This window comes from Parvibaculum sp. (genome assembly GCF_019635935.1).
Classification (GTDB): domain Bacteria; phylum Pseudomonadota; class Alphaproteobacteria; order Parvibaculales; family Parvibaculaceae; genus Parvibaculum.
Map to the genome: position 1 here is coordinate 921225 of NZ_JAHBYN010000001.1, position 16793 is coordinate 938017.

A 16793-nucleotide genomic window follows, 5' to 3' on the forward strand; every position below is an offset into this window, starting at 1 on the left:
CTCCGATCAGCACAGCACGATGGAATCACGCTCCAGAAGCCCGTTCAACCGTCGATTAAATCAACACAATCCGCCAAGAGCGGACCCTTGCGCTGGCACGACCAGATATCGACATGTTTGGCGGCTTCTAGGTGCCACCCCTAACACTGCCGAAGAGTCGGAAGCAGCCAATGAAATGATGTGTTCGGACGGCGCCGCAAAACCCATTCGCATAGCCTATGTCAGGCTGGGTTCTCGGTCTTGTTCGCTGCGACAAACAAGCTCATTGGCCGTTCGCGATAAAAGATATATTGCATATACCTCTTATTGAACTGTCAGTATCATCGTATGTGCGTCAACTCTCTTTCCAATCGGCTTAAGCAACTACAAGAATTCGCTGTCCCATGATTGCAACGCTGACAAACAATGAACGACAGGCCGCAATCGGCATCTCCGTTCTCGTGGCCATATGCGGCCTCGCACTTGCGGCCGCTGGCCGACACGATCTACTGGAAATTCATGGCTACCTAATTCTGGTTTCGGGGATTCTATGCACATTTACTGTCATTCATGGCTATTACGAGCCTGAGCCAACTCCAGAAAGACTGTCGGACTACTACGACGCGCCCATCAAAGCAGGGATCGCGGTGGCGATGGCATGGGCGGTGTTTGCCATGTTTGTTGGTGTCTGGGTAGCGTCGTTACTCGCCTGGCCCGAGCTCACACTTGATCAAGCATGGGCCAGCTTCGGACGTCTACGCCCAGTCCACACCACAGGTATCATCTTCGGATTTGGCGGCAATGCGCTGATTGCAACTTCTTTCCACGTGATGCAACGCACATCGCGTGCACGTATGCCTGACCAACTCTCTGCTTGGTTTGTCCTCGTCGGTTTCAACCTCTTCTGTCTCCTTTCTGTGACTGGATACCTCATGGGGATCACACAGTCGAAGGAGTATGCTGAAGCGGAATGGTACGCAGATATATGGCTCGTCATCGTCTGGGTGGTCTATTTCATCCTCTACATCCGCACCATCGCCCGACGAAAAGAACCGCATATCTATGTCGCCAACTGGTATTTCCTGGCGTTCATTCTCGTTGTCGCGATCCTGCACATAGTGAACAACATCGCCGTTCCAGTTTCTCTTGGACACGCCAAGAGCTACACCGTCTGGTCCGGCGTACAGGATGCTATGGTGCAGTGGTGGTATGGGCACAACGCAGTCGCATTCTTCCTGACGGCTGGCTTTCTTGGCATGCTCTATTACTACCTCCCCGTCAGAGCGCAACGACCGATCTTTTCCTACAGACTTTCAATCCTCAGCTTCTGGGGTATCACGTTTTTCTACATGTGGGCCGGCTCACACCATCTCCACTACACCGCCTTGCCGCATTGGGTGCAGACGCTGGGAATGACTTTCTCGGTGATGCTGCTGGTTCCGTCATGGGCATCGGCCGGTAACGCATTACTCACCCTCAACGGTGCCTGGCACCGAGTGCGTGACGACGCAACACTTCGCTTCATGATGGTGGCTGCCGTGTTCTACGGACTGGCTACCTTCGAGGGGTCATTCATGGCGATCCGGCCGGTCAATTCTCTCTCGCATTATACGGACTGGACTGTCGGCCACGTTCACGCCGGGGCCCTCGGATGGGTCGCGCTAATCACGTTCGGTTCTTTCTATACGCTAGTGCCCGGACTGTGGAAGCGCGAGCGCATGTATTCACCCACGCTAGTCGAAGTCCACTTCTGGCTCGCTCTGGCCGGAACCCTCGTTTACATCTTAGCGATGTGGAACTCCGGGATCATTCAGGGTCTGATGTGGCGGACGTACACGGAAGACGGTACGCTCGCCTATTCCTTCGTCGACTCGCTGACCGCGATGTACCCCTACTACATCGCGCGGGCTTTCGGTGGCCTTCTCTTCCTTCTCGGCGCTATCATCGCCTCCTACAATATCTGGATGACGGTTCGCGCAGTGCCCTTGGCCGCTGACCGCGGCTCGGACGTTCCCGACTCAAACGCCGTTGCGGCGGCGGGGGAATGAAACGATGCCCGAACTCTTCCACCGCAAACTCGAACGTTCCACGATCGGTTTCGTGCTCGCCATCATTGCCGTGGCAAGTGTCGGCGGTATCGTGGAGATCGCCCCGCTCTTCACCATCGACGAGACGGTCGAGGAAGCCCCCGACATGCGACTCTACACGCCGTTAGAGCTGGCGGGCCGCAATATTTATATCCGCGAAGGTTGCTATGCGTGTCACAGCCAGATGATCCGAACATTGCGTGACGAGGTCGAGCGTTATGGCCCTTACTCACTCGCTGTGGAGTCGCGCTACGATCATCCGATGTTATGGGGTTCCAAAAGAACAGGCCCGGATCTTGCCAGGGTCGGCGGCAAATACTCGGATCTCTGGCATGTCGACCACCTGACCAATCCTCGCGATGTTGTTCCGGAGTCGAATATGCCAGCCTATCGCTGGCTGGCTCGGAATTCACTGAAGATCGACGATCTTCCGCTACACCTCGCGGCGCAGCGCGCGGTCGGTGTGCCGTACACTGATGCCATGATAGAGAATGCCACGGAAGATGCATATGGTCAGGCTACCCCTGAAAGCGATGCCGCGTCAGGTGTTGCGGAGCGCTATGGCGAGGAAACCCATATTCGTACCTTCGATGGCGTCGCCACGCGCCTAACGGAAATGGATGCTTTGATCGCCTATCTTCAGATTCTCGGCCGGCTGACAGACGCGGCGCATGAGCACACAGTCGCCCCCCAGAAACCACCCGAACCAATCGAATGAAGGAGAACGCGTGATGGGAATCGATCACGATACTCTGGTTTTCTTTTCGAAGAGCTGGGGGTTGTTCTACCTGTGGGCGTTCGCAATCTGCGTTCTCGTCTACACGTTCTGGCCCTCCAACAGGAAGCGTTTCAACAACGCCAAGAAAAGCATTCTCGATCCGGAAGACAAGCCATGGCAGTAGAAGAGCGCGATCCGATCAGCGGGCGAAAAACGACCGGGCACGAATGGAACGGCATCAAGGAGCTGGATACGCCGGTGCCCAAAGGCGTGCTAATTTTCCTGATCGTCACACATATTTTTGCGGTGCTCTGGTGGTTCCTGATGCCGACCTGGCCTCTTGGCACGACCTACACAAGAGGGCTTCTGGACGTCGATCAACGCAAGACGGTTGAAGAACAACTGACCAGATCAGCCGCTCAGCGTTCTTTTTGGATGGACAGGATGGAAAGCTTGAGTTTCGTGCAGATTCAGGCTGACCCGGAACTCATGTCGATCGTTGCAAGCAGTGGCCATCAATTGTTTGGAGACAACTGTGCAGCCTGTCACGGTGTTGATGGAAAGGGCGGCGCCAATTATCCCGACCTGACAGATGACGGCTGGCTTTGGGGTGGAGATATCGAGACCATCGCCGAGACGATACGTGTCGGGATCAACAGCGCACATCCCGAAAGCCGTTTTGCTCAAATGCCGTCATTTGGGGCCGATGGAATTCTTGACCGCGAAGAGGTGCGGAGTGTGGCTGCTTATGTCTACTCGCTCAGGCATGCAGATTATTCAACGCGCGAAAATATCGGAAAAATCGAAGCCGGGAAGGAAGTCTTCATCGCCAGTTGTGCGGCCTGTCACGGCGAGGACGCGCGTGGGAACCGTGACCTCGGCGCACCAAATCTGACAGATCCATATTGGGTGTATGGCGGCGATTTACAGACGATCGTGAATTCCGTTCATGGAGGCAGACAGGGACATATGCCGGCATGGGATGAGCGGCTGAGCACCGCGAGCATTAATATCCTCGCCCTCTACGTTCACTCTCTGGGAACGGACGACTAATGACAACGGATCTCGAGAGAAACCGTCTTAGCAAGATATTGTTCGTCTGGATAATCATACCGGCTGCGCTGGTGCTATTTGTCGCCGCCAATGCCCATCTCGTGTACGTCGCGTATGAGTCTCGGCCAGACTGTGTTCCGCACCTCAAAGAGGTCGGTCACGAAGGGAAGTTCAGAGCTGCTAAATCTGCCTGCTGAGGAGATTCAACTGATGAACGAAGCCGACAGTTCCTATGGCTTGTTGAGCCAAACCTCCAGCATCGCCGAAACGAGAAACGAGCGGCTACAGAGACACTTGCCGGTCTGGATCAGCCTGCAATGGTTGCGCGCGGGCTGGCGGGATCTGACTACCCGACCGAGTCTAAGTCTTGCTTATGGCTTTGGGATATTTCTCATTTCCCTGACCCTTGTCTGGTTGCTGATCTATTTCGGACTGGATTACATTCTTTTCCCCGCCCTTGCTGGATTCATGATCGTAGCTCCCGTTCTCGCCATTGGGCTCTATGAAAAAAGCAGGACGCTGGGGGACGGGAAGAACGTAACGCTCAGTCATATGATCCTGGTCAAGCCCCGTGCCGGCGCTCAGGTTTATTTTGTCGGCGTAATGTTCTGCCTACTTATGCTTTTATGGATGCGGGCCGCCGTTCTAATTTATGCCCTTTTCTTCGGCGTGAGGCCCTTTCCGGGACTAGATCACATTGCGGAATTGCTCCTTACACAACCAGTCGGGTGGGCAATGCTCTTCGTCGGAACGATCGTCGGTGGACTCTTTGCGTCATTTGCCTTCGCAATCAGTGTCTTTTCAATTCCCATGCTGCTCGATAAATCGACCGATGCCATGACAGCCATGGGGATGAGTATGGCACTCGTCTGGAACAATTTCATTCCAATGGTGGTATGGGGAATAATCGTCGCTGCGTTCTTCACGGCATGCGTGCTGACAGGGTTGATCGGGCTGATTGTAGTCTTTCCACTGTTGGGACATGCGACGTGGCACGCATATCTTGCTGTCGCCCGAACGGAGGAATAAGGCGATATATAGAGGACTGGATCCGAGCTCCGCCTGAGTCAAAGAGCCGATCCCTCTGGGTGATCGCAACATCTCGACAACAGGACCCTGTACAATGATTGTTTTAGTGTGGCTCGTTCCAATAGCGCTGGCAATGGGGTTCGTGGCACTTTGCGCATTTCTGTGGTCGATAGGAAGCGATCAATATGATGATCTGGATGGAGCGGCGGAACGTGTTCTTCTCCATCAGCAGGAGGACTACCCACTCCTGGACAAGGTCACGCACACACCCACGGGAAAAGAACGCGACCTCGACGATACGCAGCGGGTACGAGAAATGATCTGAACATATAGACACATGTATCGCCGAGATTGCCGTCAGATTGAGAATGCTCCCATGCCAGACATCACAAAGCTGAAAGTCGACCCGGTTGCCGCGGTAGCATGTTTGTTCGGGGCTGCTGTTATCATCCCCAGTCTGATCGTGCTCATGATTACTCTCTTCTCTGTCGCTTGCGTGATTCTGGGTTGATTGGGAGTTTTTTGCTTTCACTCCGGTCACGTACCGAAATCATGGACAACAGAACACCCACCGCCTGCGGCCAAACCAAACAACATCAGGACCGAAAATCACTTTCCGGACAGATGCGCCTCTCCGAGAGCATTGTGAGAACCCTCTGATTGATCCTCTCGCAGCGTTCTCCGAGGAAGGGAAACGCGTCCTGCATGGTGGAGCTAAAAACCTCGTTCAGCTGAACCCGCAGCTGACGGCGGGCCCGGTGAAGACGCGTTTTTACTGTCTCAGGCTTGATTCCCAGGGACGCAGCGGTCTCGTCTACGGAGTAGTCTTGTATATCCCGAAGAACAAAAACGAGGCGAAACGGTTCGGGTAACTCGTCGACGGCGTTCTCTATGAGGGTCCGTATCTGGCTACGGGCAACCTCGGCTTCGGGATTTTCCATCACATACGCTCCCCGAAACGGAATGACCAGCGAACCTTCCTTCTGTGCAACTTCTACCTCCGCGAGATTCACCGTCTTTTTCCGGCTTCTCAAACGCCCTCGAGCTTCGTTGATCGTGATTCTCGTCAGCCAGGTCGAGAGGCTCGAGTCGCCGCGGAAAGTTGCGAGGGCCTTAAACGCCTTGAAATAGCTCTCCTGCACGACATCTTCGGCCTCTGAATCGTCCGACACTATTGCCCGGGCGACCCGGAACAAGGGCTGATTGCATCGTTGCATGATTACGCCAAATGCGTCGCTTTCGCCCCGGCATGCATGGGCGACCAGTTCAGGCTCCTCCATATCGGCATAAACAGGCGCGGCTTCCGTTCGAGCAATCGGCCGGGCAATCGGCATGACGTGATCCTCCCAAATAGAGATTAGATGAAAAAGGACCACACGGGTTCCCGGCATCCATCCTTTTTTTGCCTTCCGGCCGGAAAGGGATTTCGGGAACCTTGCCGGCTCTTCTCCGTCAAATGGGCATTCCCATTCTCAATAGCGAGAAAAGACATGCCCTTGCGCCCTCTCCCGTCGACGGACAATACCCCTGCCCTCAAAACCTTTGCCGGCAAGCGCAAATGCTTAGCGCAGCACGACCGCGTCAGCCGTGAAGAAGCCGAAACCGCCGTACGTACACTAATCAACTGGGCTGGAGACGATCCGTCCCGCGAAGGCCTTGCGGACACGCCAGCACGCGTCGTGCGCGCCTACGAGGAATGGTTTTCCGGATACACACAGATGCCGGACGCCATTCTCCAGCGCACTTTCGGCGAGGTAGGCGGCTACGACGAAATGATCGTGTTGCGGGACATCCCTTTCGAATCCACCTGCGAACATCACATGGCACCCATCCGCGGCGTTGCCCATGTCGCCTATCTGCCGAGAGACCGCGTTGTCGGCATCTCGAAACTCGCACGCCTTGTCGATGCCTATGCGCGCCGACTTCAGATACAGGAGCGTCTGACGGCCGAAATTGCGGGCACGATAGACAAGGTGCTCAAACCTCGCGGCGTGGCGGTGGTCATCGAAGCCGATCACGCATGCATGACCTCTCGCGGTGTTCGAAAACATGATGGTTCTCTCGTCACCAGGTCGTTCAAGGGCGCCTACAAGAATGAACTCGCCCGCCGCGAGGTGCTGAAAGCCCTGGGTGTTTGACAGCACCCGATACGGGAACCTTTTCCGCAATGCCCCATCAAATGAATATGCCCGCAACCGGGCAATATTCATCGGGAGACGAACCATGCTTAAACATACGGCAATTGCCTTTATCTTTTCACTCGTGAGCACGATATCCCTGGCGCAGGAAGCGCCGCATCTGAATGACGCGCAGATTGCGCATATCGCCTATACCGCTGGACAAATCGATGTGTCCGCCGCGAAACTCGCGCTCGAAAAAAGCGAAGACCCGAAAGTGCGTTCCTTCGCCGAGCTGATGGAGAACGATCACAGTGCCGTCAACGAGGAAGCGCTCGCGCTTGTGAGCCGCCTGAACGTCACGCCGGAGGAGAATGCGGTCAGCTCTTCGCTCGCCAATCAGGCCCTTGAAGCAGAACAGCGCCTCCGTTCGCTGTCGGGCGGTGAATTCGACAGGGCCTATGTCGAAAACGAAGTCGCCTACCACCAGGCCGTGAACGAGGCGCTCAAAGGCGTTCTCATTCCCAATGCGCAAAACAGCGAGCTGAAATCGCTTCTCGAGACGGGACTTGCCCTGTTTCAGGAGCATCAGAGCCATGCGGAACACCTTCTTCACGAGATGAAGTAACCGTGCGCCTCATTTCCCGTCGAACGATGCTGGCGATATTGGCGGGAGCGTCTTTTGCTCCCGCTGTCGCCGCGCGTACCGACGCACAGCTTCATGTGATCGAGATCGACAAGATGAAGTTCGGCGCCGCGCCGGCCGAGATTCATGTCGGTGACACGATTGTCTGGAAGAACATCGATCTCGTGAAGCATACCGCGACGGCGCGCGACGGATCGTTCGACATCGATCTTCCACGCAAGTCGCAGGACAGCATGATCGTCAAGACGCCGGGTACGGTGGAAGTCTATTGCCGCTACCATCCCGGCATGGTCATGACGCTTGTGGTCACGGCGTGACAAGCGCCCTGTCGCCCGGAGGAAAACTCTCCTCCGGGAGAACAATGTTTCCTTGTAGATCAGCAGGCAGCGAGACCGCATTGCAATCCCGCAATGAGGTCGCTCTCTGCTTCCAGGCCGACCGACAACCTCAAGAGCGTTTCCTTTATGCCTGCCCTGCCCCGGGCTTCCTCACCCATATCGGCATGCGTCATTGTCGCGGGGTGCGAGACGAGGCTTTCGACACCGCCGAGCGATTCCGCGAGCGTGAAGAGTTTAACCGCTTCGATGAACCGCCGGACCCCCTCCACGCCGCCTTCAAGCTCGAAGCTCAGCATCGCGCCATACCCCTTTTGCTGGCGAAGCGCGATGTCGTGCGTGTCGTGGCTCTCAAGGCCGGGGTAATAGACTTTCGAAACGGCGGGATGATCCGCCAGATAGCGCGCAATGGACATGGCGCTCGCCTGCTGCTGACGCATCCGCGGATAGAGTGTTCTCAGGCCCCGCAGCGTCAGCCACGCATCGAAAGGCGCGCCACAGCTTCCGACGACACTCGACCAGTATGCCAATTCTTCGGCCTGCCCGGGATCGGCGGCAATCACGGCGCCACCAACAATGTCGGAATGGCCATTCAGATATTTTGTGGTCGAATGAATGGCAAAATCCGCACCGAGTTCCAGCGGACGCTGGCAGGCGGGTGACAGGAAGGTGTTGTCGACGGCAACCTTCGCCCCCGCCTCGTGCGCAAGCGCCGCGAGCGCGGCAATGTCAACGACCCGCATCATCGGGTTGCTTGGCGTTTCCACGATCATCAGAGCCGGACGGCCCTCCAGTGCGCGCCCGACTTCGCGCATATCGCCCTGATCGACGAAGCATGCCCGAAGCTGACCGAGCCCGGCGCGGGCCTTCAAAAGGCGCATGGTCCCGCCATAGCAATCGTGAGGCGCCAGAACCAGGTCGTCCGGGCGGAGACGGCCGATCAGAAGATCGATCGCAGCCATCCCGCTCGAAGTGATGACGGCGCCGGCACCGCCTTCAAGAGCGGCCAGGGCCTCCGCGAGCATGTCGCGGGTGGGATTCCCGGCGCGCCCGTAATCATAGGGGCCCTGCTGCTCATATCCCGCGAAGGCGTAAGTGCTGGAAAGATAGAGCGGCGGCACCACGGCGGCGTAGGAAGGATCGCTCGCAACGCCATAGGACGACGCGATCGTTTCCGGTTTGGGACCGTCGGCAGCTCCGTCAGTCATTGAAGAACCGCCCTTCGGTTACTTCGCGAACGATTCCGGCGCGGATACAGAAATCGCCGAAGCGTTCGCCCGGCTCGCGTTCGCGCGCATACCGGCCGATGGCATCGTCCAGCACTTCCAGAATGGCGGGCTCGGCGACATTCTCCCTGATCATCCGGTTCAGGCGCTGGCCGTGAAAGCCTCCACCGAGATAGAGATTGTATTTCCCCGGCGCGCGTCCCGTCAGAGCAATCTCGGCGATGTAAGGCCGCGAGCAGCCATTCGGGCAGCCGCTCGTCCTGACCGTTATGGCCTCATCGCCCAGGCCGTGTCGCTCGACGATCTTCTCGATCTTCGTCAAAAGGTCGGGCAGATAGCGTTCGCTTTCCGCCATTGCAAGGCCGCAGGTCGGAAAGGCAACGCAGGCGATAGCATTCTTGCGGAGCGTCGAAATGCCCTCTTCCGACAGGTCATGCGCATCGAGAAGCGATTCAATAGCATCCTTCTCGCCCTCCTCCACTCCCGCGATAACGAGGTTCTGGTTCGGGGTCAGGCGGAAGGTGCCCTTGTGGGCACGCGCTATATCCCGCATGGCGTCGAGCAGACGGAGGGTCAGGCGACCGCCCTGCACGAAAACCGTCCGGTGATGGCATCCGTCGGGTGTCGTGTTCCAGCCGAAGCTGTCTCCGTTGGTCCCGAACTCAAATGGGCGCGCTTCGTCGAAAGTGGCGCCCATGTTCTTTTCGATCTCGGCCTTGATCCAGTCGAGTCCCTTGTCGTCGATCGTATATTTGAAGCGAGCGTGCAGGCGATCCTTCCTGTCGCCATAGTCGCGTTGAACCGCCATCACAGCATCCGCGCAGGCGACAACACGGTCGACCGGCACAAAGCCGATCAGACTTGCAAGACGCGGGTAGGTGCGCGGTGCTTGATCGGTCCGCCCCATGCCGCCACCGATGACCACGTTGAAGCCTTCGAGGCCTTCGGGACCACCAATGGCAATGAATCCGAGATCCTGAGCATAGACATCGATGTCGTTGGACGGCGGAAGCGCAAAGCCGATCTTGAACTTTCGCGGCATATAGGTCCGGCCATAGAAGGGTTCTTCCGGCTCGGACGAAGCGACACGTTCATCTCCGTACCAGATTTCATGATAGGCGCGCGTCTTCGGGATGACGTGGTCGCTTACGCGCTTCGCCATCGTCGCCACTTCGGCATGAAAGCGCGAGCTTTGGGGATCGACGGTGCACATCACGCCGCGACTGTCGTCACCGCAAGCGGCAACCGTGTCCAGCAGCGTCTCGTGCAGGCCGCGAATGATCGGGCGCAGACTGTCTTTCAGAACCCAATGAAACTGAAAGGTCTGCCGCGTCGTCAGCCTCAATGTCTCGCCGCCATGAGCACGCGCAAGTTCATCCAGTTTCAACCATTGCGCAGGGGTGCAGACGCCTCCCGGAAGCCGGACGCGGATCATGAACTGATAGGCGGGTTCGAGTTTCTGCCGGCGCCGTTCGTCTCTCAGGTCGCGGTCGTCCTGCTGGTAGATTCCGTGAAACTTCATCAGCTTCACGTCGTCCGGTGATGGAACGGCCCCCGTTATCCTGTCCAGGAGCCCGTCGGCAATCGTACCTCGCAGATAGTCGCTCGCGGCCTTCATCCGCTCGTCGGCGCTCAATCGGTCGTAGGATTGAGAGAGGTCGCGGCTGCGGTCGGCGGTACTCGTGGTCATTGTGTTGCCTCAATAGACATCGCGCTGGTAGCGGTGATCCGATTGCAGGGAGCGGACGTAGTCTTCGGCGGCATCGCGGCTGCTATGTCCTTCGGACGCGACGATATCGATCAATGTTTGATGCACGTCGGGCGCAAGATTGGCCGCGTCGCCGCATACATAGACATGAGCTCCCTCCTCGAGCCATGCGAACACCTCGCGGGACTGTTCCTTGAGTCGGTGCTGAACATAGGTTTTTTCGCTGCGATCGCGCGAAAAGGCGACGTCCATGCGCGTGAGCGTACCGTCCTTCAGCCAGCTCTGCCATTCGGTCTGGTACAGGAAATCCGTGCGGAAGTTTCGCTCGCCGAAGAACAGCCAGCTCTGGCCCGTGACGCCGCGCGCTTCGCGTTCCTGGAGAAAGGCACGATATGGCGCTACGCCTGTGCCCGCGCCGATCATGATCGCGGGAACTTCGTCGGCCGGCAGCCGGAAATGTGCATTGCTCTGGATATAGACGGGCAACAGATCATCGGCTGCGACACGATCTGCAAGCAGGCTGGAGGCGACCCCTCCCCGCGGCTCTCCATGCAATTCGTAGCGAACGGGAGCGACCGTCAGATGAGCCTCGTCCGGTGCGGCCGCGAGGCTCGACGCCAGCGAATAGAGACGAGGCTGGAGCGGGCGCAATGCGCTCAAGAGCCCTTGCGACATGACATCGGAGACCGGGAACCGGCGCACGATGTCGACAATATGATGGTTGTGGAGAAAGACGGAACGTTCTCCGGCGCAATCCTCGCTCTGAAGCGATTTCAATTCGGCCGAGTCGCTCAACATGGCCCAATAGTCGAGAAATCTGGGCGTCGCGGCCGTTATCTCGAAACGATGCGTCAGCGCCTCGCCGAGGGTCGTGTGCGCTCCCTTGAAATCGACCGCTTCATCCGGGGCCAGTGACAAAGCCTGAAGCAGCGTTTCGACGACGGCGGGATCGTTCGAGGCGGCAATGCCAAGCGCATCCCCCGGCTCGTAGGTGAGCCCCGACCCTTCGAGAGAAAATTCGATATGCCGCGTTTCCTTCGTCGATCCCCGACCGACGATGACAATGTTTTCAAGCACCCTCGCCGGAAACGGATTCTTCTTGTTGTAGCTCGAAGCGGAAGACGCGGCGGGCGTTTCCAGTCGCGCGGTGGAAACGGAAACCGTGCTCGCTTCAGCCGCCAGCAACTCGACAATCTTGTCCGTCCAGTTGGCGGCAGCCTCCTCATAGTCGACATCGCAATCGACCCGGGGCTCGAGCCTCGTCGCGCCGAGTTCCTCGAAGCGGGCATCGAGCCGCTTTCCTGCCTGGCAGTAGAATTCGTAGGTGGAGTCACCGAGCGCGAGCACCGCAAAGCGGGTGCCATCGAGTTTCGGCGCCTTGCGGCTTTCCACAAACTCGAAAAAGCCCACGGCAGGTTGCGGCGGGTCTCCTTCCCCGTATGTGCTGACAACAATCAGGAGATCTTCTTCCTGACCTAGTTGCCGGACCTTATACTCTGCCATGTCGGCCAGTGTGTTTGCGATACCTTTCGTCTGCAGGGCTGCGGAAAGGCCCTTCGCGACTTCGGCGGCATTGCTGGTTTCCGTTCCATAGAGGATAGAAAGCTTGCGCGCCGATGCAGCCGCCGGTGCCGGCGCGACGAATTGCTTCGACGAAGAAAGACCCACCTCAACTCCGGCGAAATATCCGCTGAGCCAACGAGCTTCTTTCGGCCCGATTGTCTGGAGCAGTTCCTGAACTAGGCGGGATTGTTCAGGGGTCAGCATCTTTCCCGGGAACTCGGATCGGGTCACGTTGCATCTACCTCAGCAGTTGGCTCCCCCTCCCCCGCGCCGTTGCCCGCTCACTCAGGCAGATCCGGAGCTGTTTTCGTGAAGCGCGTTTCGCTAGGCGCAGATGTGCGTCGTTTGCTTTCACAAGACAAACGCATATTGTTTTTGTTTCTAAGCAAATTTTTGAATATCAACGGAGCGCCGACCCGAGAACGGGTCCGGACTCAGCCGTTCGAATGCGTATCGCCACCGGGGGTTGGCCTGTTCTTCAGGAAACTATCCGTCAGGTCAATATTGGATTCATGGCTCTCGAGCATGTTTTTCAAATCCCCGTACAGCTCGTCGCTCCGAACCCGGGGCATCAGCTCCCGCAGCTTCCGCGCCACCCAGGACTGCCCGCGATTCAGAAAATGCAGCCGCTCGTGAAGATCGCCAATCGCCATGGCCTTCGCGAAAAACGCGCCGCATTTCAGCGACGGCAAACCATCAGCCTTGCGTATGTACCGAAAAAGCATAGCGCACCACCGGACCTCGTCGTCGCGAACGGCCCGCAGCAACGCAATTTCGTCTTCGTTCGTCAGCTCCCTCGCGCTCGCAAGCGCAACACGCGCACCCGCACGCTCCGCCTCCAGCAATTCATTCAGGACTAGGAGTATTTCCTCGCGCGGCGCAAAGCCCATATAGGCGTCGTCGGCCTCGGCCGTATAACAGGCCGGGGAGGAAGGTTCATCCGTCATACCGCGATCTCCGCCGCCGCGCGCAGGCCGCTGCGAATGCGCGCCATCACGCCCGGATCGGCCTTGGTCGAATGCACGACATAGGCCGAATACGAGAATTCTGGACTGTCCGGCACGAGCGCGAGGCGGCCCTCCTCCAGATAGGGACGGATAAACCCCTTGCGGAAATAGCCGCTTCCACCCGTGGCCAGAATATACTCAAGCGCCAATGGTCCGTAGCTGATCGAGACCACGGGGTTCGGTTGATCGGGAAAGGCAGCCTGATAGCTCGCGGCAAATTCCCCTCCCCAATCGATCCGGACATGGTCCTCCGGCGCGAGTGGTTTGTTGGCCGGTGTGGTTCGCACGAAAACGAGCTTCTCCTCAAACAGAAGCTCCGCGATCACACCCGGCCTGCTTTGCGCGGCATAGATCACCGCAACATCGAGCGAGCCGTCCTGAACCTGCTCCATCAGGCGCTCGGACGTATCGATCTGTGTACTAACGGCAATCTCCGGACATTCCCTGCGCATCCACAACAGCCAGTGACGGAGCAAAGGGCTCCACAAGCTGAGTTCAGCTCCGATAGTGACCACCGTATCCCGGCCCGGCGGCAGAGCGACTGCGTGGCGCGCGCGGTCCCACACCTGAACGAGGGTGGTGGCGAAACGCAGGAACTGTTCGCCGGCGGGGGTCAATCTCGCCCCCGCCTTGTTGCGCACGAAAACCGGACGGTCGAGCCGGTCCTCCAGAACGCGTATGCGGGCGCTCACAGCCGTCTGCGTCAGATTCAGATTGGCCGCAGCGCCGACAAAGCTGCCGGTCTTCACAACTTCCAGGAATGTCCGCGCGACGTCGATATCCATTCGGCAACAACTTTCATTTCAATAGACAATTATATTCATTTGCTTGCTCTTGGTTCGCAAGCGGATATTTGAGCGGCACCACTGCAAGGCGATTGCCGTACACGATGACCCGTCACGATCCAGACCTCTCCGATAGACCGCCACTTCCGTGGCGCTTGATTGCATACTGGATCGCGGCTTTCGCTGTCACGCCCATTTCCGTTAGCGCGCTCGTACGTCTGTGCGTCGCAATCGGCGCGATACGGTCCTCGGACGCCAACCTCGCCACCCTGATCGCATTACCTGTCGCGTTCCTAGTGCTGGTGCTGTTCAGCCCTCGAAGCGTCGATCCTCACTCATGAACAATGATGATTACAAACTACAATAACATTCGTTTGTTTGCGCTTTAAGGATGCGTCATTTTCCGTGTCTCGCACACAAGGAGCTCCCCATGACCATCCAGCTCGGACAGATCGCCCCGGATTTCGAACAGGACAGCACGCACGGCCAGATCCGTTTTCACGATTGGATCGGTTCGAGCTGGGCCGTGCTGTTCAGCCATCCGAAGAATTTCACGCCCGTCTGCACCACGGAGCTTGGCGAAGTTGCACGGCTGCGCCCCGAGTGGGACAAGCGCGATGTGAAGCCGATCGGGCTGTCGGTGGATCCAGTCGAGGCGCATCACAAATGGGAAGAAGACATTGCGGAAACGCAGGGCCACGCGCTCGATTTTCCGATGATTGCCGATCCGGACGGGCGCGTGTCGAAGCTCTACGACATGATCCATCCTGAGAGCGACCCTACGGTGACTGTTCGCTCCGTCTTCGTAATCGATCCATCGCGAAAGGTCCGATTGATACTTACCTATCCGCCCAGCACCGGCCGAAACTTCGCGGAGATCTTGCGCGCCATCGACAGTCTTCAGTTGACAGACTCACGGAGCATAGCCACGCCGGTTAACTGGAAGCCCGGGCAATCAGTAGTCATTTCTCCAAAGTTGTCCGACGAAGAAGCCTCGAGACAATTTCCGCAGGGCTACAAAACACTGAAGCCTTATCTGCGTATGGTCGATCTGCAACCACTCAAATAGCCATGCGTCAACCGTCTGAGTTGATGGGGGAGCAAGAGGTGAAGTTCGCCGCTGTCGGGAAGGATAGCGCCGACATCTCAAACCTGTTCAAGCGAAACAGAGCTTGGGCAGAACGCAAGACAAGGTCTGATCCGGGCTTCTTCAAGCGTCTCGTTAGCCAACAAAATCCACACTACTTCTGGATCGGATGTTCAGACAGCCGCGTTCCCGCGACGGAAATTGTCGACCTTGATCCTGGCGAGATGTTCGTCCACCGCAACGTCGCAAATTTGGCCAATGTTTCCGATCCAAATTTCTCTGCGGCGCTAGAGTTCGCCGTCGACGTACTTCAAGTTCGTCATATCATCGTGGTCGGACACTACGGTTGTGGCGGTATTGCTGCCGCGACAAGTGACCAAACAGATTGCGAAATTGGCCGCTGGCTCATTCCAGTGCGTGAACTACGCAAACGTCTCCTGCATAACTCCCCTTCAGGCGAAGCCCCGCACCCGAACGCGCTTTGCGATCTCAATGTTCTCGCCCAGGTTGAAGCACTCGTACTCAACCCAATTGTAGGTGCCGCCTGGGCCCGAGACGCGGATCTGACCTTACATGGATGGGTATACGAAATCGCAGACGGACTCCTGAAAAGAGTCTGCACTCCGGTATCTCCAGGGCGGCAACGGGGCACGATATAGATATCTACCGCCGCCATGCGGCTTGTCTTCATGCCACTCATCCCACCGGCCAACTATCAGGAGCTTTGTTGATGACAGATAGAGATGAAACACACGAAATATTCTCTCTTCCCCATCTTCCCTATGAGCTCAATGCGTTGTCTCCCTATTTGTCGTCTGAAGCTATTGATACCCACTACAGCAGACATCACACCCGCTATGTCGAAACTCTGAATCGTCTTGTCGAAAACCTCAAAAACCCTCCTTCAACCCTCGAAACACTCATTCGTTCCTCATACCAATCCGACATCCCTCTGTTCAATAATGCAGCGCAAGCATGGAACCACGCGTTCTTCTGGGAGAGCATGAGCCCTCAGCCGACAAAGCCGGATGGGAAGTTGAGGGATGCGATCTCCCGGAACTTCGGAAGTATTGAGGCGTTGAAACAACAATTTATCGCAGGAGGAACCGGGCATTTCGGCTCCGGCTGGGTATGGCTCGTGTCCCGGAACGGCGATCTTTCAGTGGCGGCTACACATGATGCCGGGAACCCGATTACCGAAGATGGCCTGACCCCTCTGTTGACGTGCGATGTTTGGGAGCACGCCTATTACATTGACTATCGCCATAACCGCGCTGACTGGTTATTGACGTGGTGGGATCATCTCGCCAACTGGCATTTCGCCGAAAAACAGTACGAAGCATCGTTAGGAAAAGCTCGTGGATGGGTGTTCACAGATTCCGGAAACACCTCGCGACGATGAGGAGCCTATTACGCGGCCTCTTCGAATGTCGTTGCACCCCAGCCTACGGCC

The 16793-nt window shown here is 57.3% G+C and carries 18 protein-coding genes; 12 read left to right on the forward strand and 6 right to left on the reverse strand.

All coding sequences use genetic code 11. The features are described from left to right. Positions 1 to 383: 383 nt before the first annotated feature. From ccoN to ccoS, 6 genes are all read left to right on the forward strand, one after another. Positions 384 to 2027: a cytochrome-c oxidase, cbb3-type subunit I gene (gene ccoN / locus KF719_RS04660; RefSeq protein ID WP_293507482.1), complete on the forward strand. Its 1644-nt coding sequence runs from the start codon at positions 384 to 386 to the stop codon at positions 2025 to 2027. 4 nt (positions 2028 to 2031) lie between these two features. Further along, the gene (gene ccoO, locus KF719_RS04665) at positions 2032 to 2784 is read left to right on the forward strand and encodes a cytochrome-c oxidase, cbb3-type subunit II (protein WP_293507484.1); all 753 of its coding nucleotides are present in this window, start codon (positions 2032 to 2034) and stop codon (positions 2782 to 2784) included. Positions 2785 to 2797: 13 nt separating this feature from the next. After that, entirely contained in the window at positions 2798 to 2968 is a 171-nt protein-coding gene (locus tag KF719_RS04670; RefSeq protein WP_293507485.1) for a cbb3-type cytochrome c oxidase subunit 3, read from the forward strand. Beyond that, positions 2959 to 3837, forward strand: coding sequence for a cytochrome-c oxidase, cbb3-type subunit III (gene ccoP, locus KF719_RS04675; protein WP_293507486.1), 879 nt, complete (start codon positions 2959 to 2961; stop codon positions 3835 to 3837). The genes KF719_RS04670 and ccoP overlap by 10 nt, the downstream gene beginning before the upstream one ends. A gap of 210 nt (positions 3838 to 4047) precedes the next feature. Then, entirely contained in the window at positions 4048 to 4866 is an 819-nt protein-coding gene (locus KF719_RS04680; protein ID WP_293507487.1) for a DUF2189 domain-containing protein, read from the forward strand. Positions 4867 to 4960: 94 nt separating this feature from the next. After that, positions 4961 to 5191 carry a cbb3-type cytochrome oxidase assembly protein CcoS gene (gene ccoS, locus KF719_RS04685; RefSeq protein WP_293507488.1) on the forward strand — a complete coding sequence of 77 codons (231 nt, stop codon included), beginning with the start codon at positions 4961 to 4963 and terminating at the stop codon, positions 5189 to 5191. Between the two features lie 271 nt (positions 5192 to 5462). Here the strand turns inward: ccoS and KF719_RS04690 are convergent, their stop codons facing one another. After that, positions 5463 to 6200 carry an RNA polymerase sigma factor gene (locus KF719_RS04690; protein WP_293507489.1) on the reverse strand — a complete coding sequence of 246 codons (738 nt, stop codon included), beginning with the start codon at positions 6198 to 6200 and terminating at the stop codon, positions 5463 to 5465. A gap of 156 nt (positions 6201 to 6356) precedes the next feature. Here KF719_RS04690 and folE point away from each other — a divergent pair, with 156 nt between their 5' ends. The 3 genes from folE to KF719_RS04705 all read left to right on the forward strand — a co-directional run bounded on the left by folE (position 6357) and on the right by KF719_RS04705 (position 7946). Next, positions 6357 to 7004, forward strand: a complete 648-nt coding sequence (gene folE / locus KF719_RS04695; RefSeq protein ID WP_293510581.1) for a GTP cyclohydrolase I FolE — start codon at positions 6357 to 6359, stop codon at positions 7002 to 7004. A gap of 85 nt (positions 7005 to 7089) precedes the next feature. Beyond that, complete coding sequence (locus tag KF719_RS04700; RefSeq protein WP_293510582.1) at positions 7090 to 7611, forward strand: DUF4142 domain-containing protein; 522 nt, start codon at positions 7090 to 7092, stop codon at positions 7609 to 7611. Between the two features lie 2 nt (positions 7612 to 7613). Next, the gene (locus KF719_RS04705) at positions 7614 to 7946 is read left to right on the forward strand and encodes an amicyanin (RefSeq protein WP_293507490.1); all 333 of its coding nucleotides are present in this window, start codon (positions 7614 to 7616) and stop codon (positions 7944 to 7946) included. A gap of 59 nt (positions 7947 to 8005) precedes the next feature. Here KF719_RS04705 and metB read toward each other — a convergent pair whose 3' ends face one another. The 5 genes from metB to KF719_RS04730 form a co-directional block, all read right to left on the reverse strand. Next, a complete protein-coding gene (gene metB, locus KF719_RS04710) occupies positions 8006 to 9172 on the reverse strand; it encodes a cystathionine gamma-synthase (protein ID WP_293507491.1) in 1167 nt (388 codons plus the stop codon). Beyond that, a complete protein-coding gene (locus KF719_RS04715) occupies positions 9165 to 10880 on the reverse strand; it encodes an NADPH-dependent assimilatory sulfite reductase hemoprotein subunit (protein WP_293507492.1) in 1716 nt (571 codons plus the stop codon). Before KF719_RS04715 ends, metB begins: the two co-directional genes overlap by 8 nt. 9 nt (positions 10881 to 10889) lie before the next feature. Next, positions 10890 to 12665 carry an assimilatory sulfite reductase (NADPH) flavoprotein subunit gene (locus KF719_RS04720; protein ID WP_293507493.1) on the reverse strand — a complete coding sequence of 592 codons (1776 nt, stop codon included), beginning with the start codon at positions 12663 to 12665 and terminating at the stop codon, positions 10890 to 10892. 230 nt (positions 12666 to 12895) lie between these two features. Further along, entirely contained in the window at positions 12896 to 13408 is a 513-nt protein-coding gene (locus KF719_RS04725; protein WP_293507494.1) for a DUF6306 domain-containing protein, read from the reverse strand. After that, positions 13405 to 14253, reverse strand: coding sequence for a LysR family transcriptional regulator (locus tag KF719_RS04730; protein ID WP_293507495.1), 849 nt, complete (start codon positions 14251 to 14253; stop codon positions 13405 to 13407). Before KF719_RS04730 ends, KF719_RS04725 begins: the two co-directional genes overlap by 4 nt. A gap of 430 nt (positions 14254 to 14683) precedes the next feature. Between KF719_RS04730 and KF719_RS04735 the strand changes: the two genes are divergently transcribed. From KF719_RS04735 to KF719_RS04745, 3 genes are all read left to right on the forward strand, one after another. Then, positions 14684 to 15322, forward strand: a complete 639-nt coding sequence (locus KF719_RS04735; RefSeq protein ID WP_293507496.1) for a peroxiredoxin — start codon at positions 14684 to 14686, stop codon at positions 15320 to 15322. A gap of 38 nt (positions 15323 to 15360) precedes the next feature. Beyond that, the gene (locus tag KF719_RS04740) at positions 15361 to 15999 is read left to right on the forward strand and encodes a carbonic anhydrase (protein WP_293507497.1); all 639 of its coding nucleotides are present in this window, start codon (positions 15361 to 15363) and stop codon (positions 15997 to 15999) included. 71 nt (positions 16000 to 16070) lie between these two features. Further along, positions 16071 to 16742, forward strand: a complete 672-nt coding sequence (locus KF719_RS04745; protein WP_293507498.1) for a superoxide dismutase — start codon at positions 16071 to 16073, stop codon at positions 16740 to 16742. Positions 16743 to 16793: the final 51 nt, after the last annotated feature.

Bases quoted from the DNA above. Each gene is read 5' to 3' on its own strand.
- ccoN (WP_293507482.1), top strand. From the start codon at position 384: ATGATTGCAACGCTGACAAACAATGAACGACAGGCCGCAATCGGCATC.
- ccoO (WP_293507484.1), top strand. From the start codon at position 2,032: ATGCCCGAACTCTTCCACCGCAAACTCGAACGTTCCACGATCGGTTTC.
- KF719_RS04670 (WP_293507485.1), top strand. From the start codon at position 2,798: ATGGGAATCGATCACGATACTCTGGTTTTCTTTTCGAAGAGCTGGGGG.
- ccoP (WP_293507486.1), top strand. From the start codon at position 2,959: ATGGCAGTAGAAGAGCGCGATCCGATCAGCGGGCGAAAAACGACCGGG.
- KF719_RS04680 (WP_293507487.1), top strand. From the start codon at position 4,048: ATGAACGAAGCCGACAGTTCCTATGGCTTGTTGAGCCAAACCTCCAGC.
- ccoS (WP_293507488.1), top strand. From the start codon at position 4,961: ATGATTGTTTTAGTGTGGCTCGTTCCAATAGCGCTGGCAATGGGGTTC.
- KF719_RS04690 (WP_293507489.1), bottom strand. From the start codon at position 6,200: ATGCCGATTGCCCGGCCGATTGCTCGAACGGAAGCCGCGCCTGTTTAT.
- folE (WP_293510581.1), top strand. From the start codon at position 6,357: ATGCCCTTGCGCCCTCTCCCGTCGACGGACAATACCCCTGCCCTCAAA.
- KF719_RS04700 (WP_293510582.1), top strand. From the start codon at position 7,090: ATGCTTAAACATACGGCAATTGCCTTTATCTTTTCACTCGTGAGCACG.
- metB (WP_293507491.1), bottom strand. From the start codon at position 9,172: ATGACTGACGGAGCTGCCGACGGTCCCAAACCGGAAACGATCGCGTCG.
- KF719_RS04715 (WP_293507492.1), bottom strand. From the start codon at position 10,880: ATGACCACGAGTACCGCCGACCGCAGCCGCGACCTCTCTCAATCCTAC.
- KF719_RS04720 (WP_293507493.1), bottom strand. From the start codon at position 12,665: ATGCTGACCCCTGAACAATCCCGCCTAGTTCAGGAACTGCTCCAGACA.
- KF719_RS04725 (WP_293507494.1), bottom strand. From the start codon at position 13,408: ATGACGGATGAACCTTCCTCCCCGGCCTGTTATACGGCCGAGGCCGAC.
- KF719_RS04730 (WP_293507495.1), bottom strand. From the start codon at position 14,253: ATGGATATCGACGTCGCGCGGACATTCCTGGAAGTTGTGAAGACCGGC.
- KF719_RS04735 (WP_293507496.1), top strand. From the start codon at position 14,684: ATGACCATCCAGCTCGGACAGATCGCCCCGGATTTCGAACAGGACAGC.
- KF719_RS04745 (WP_293507498.1), top strand. From the start codon at position 16,071: ATGACAGATAGAGATGAAACACACGAAATATTCTCTCTTCCCCATCTT.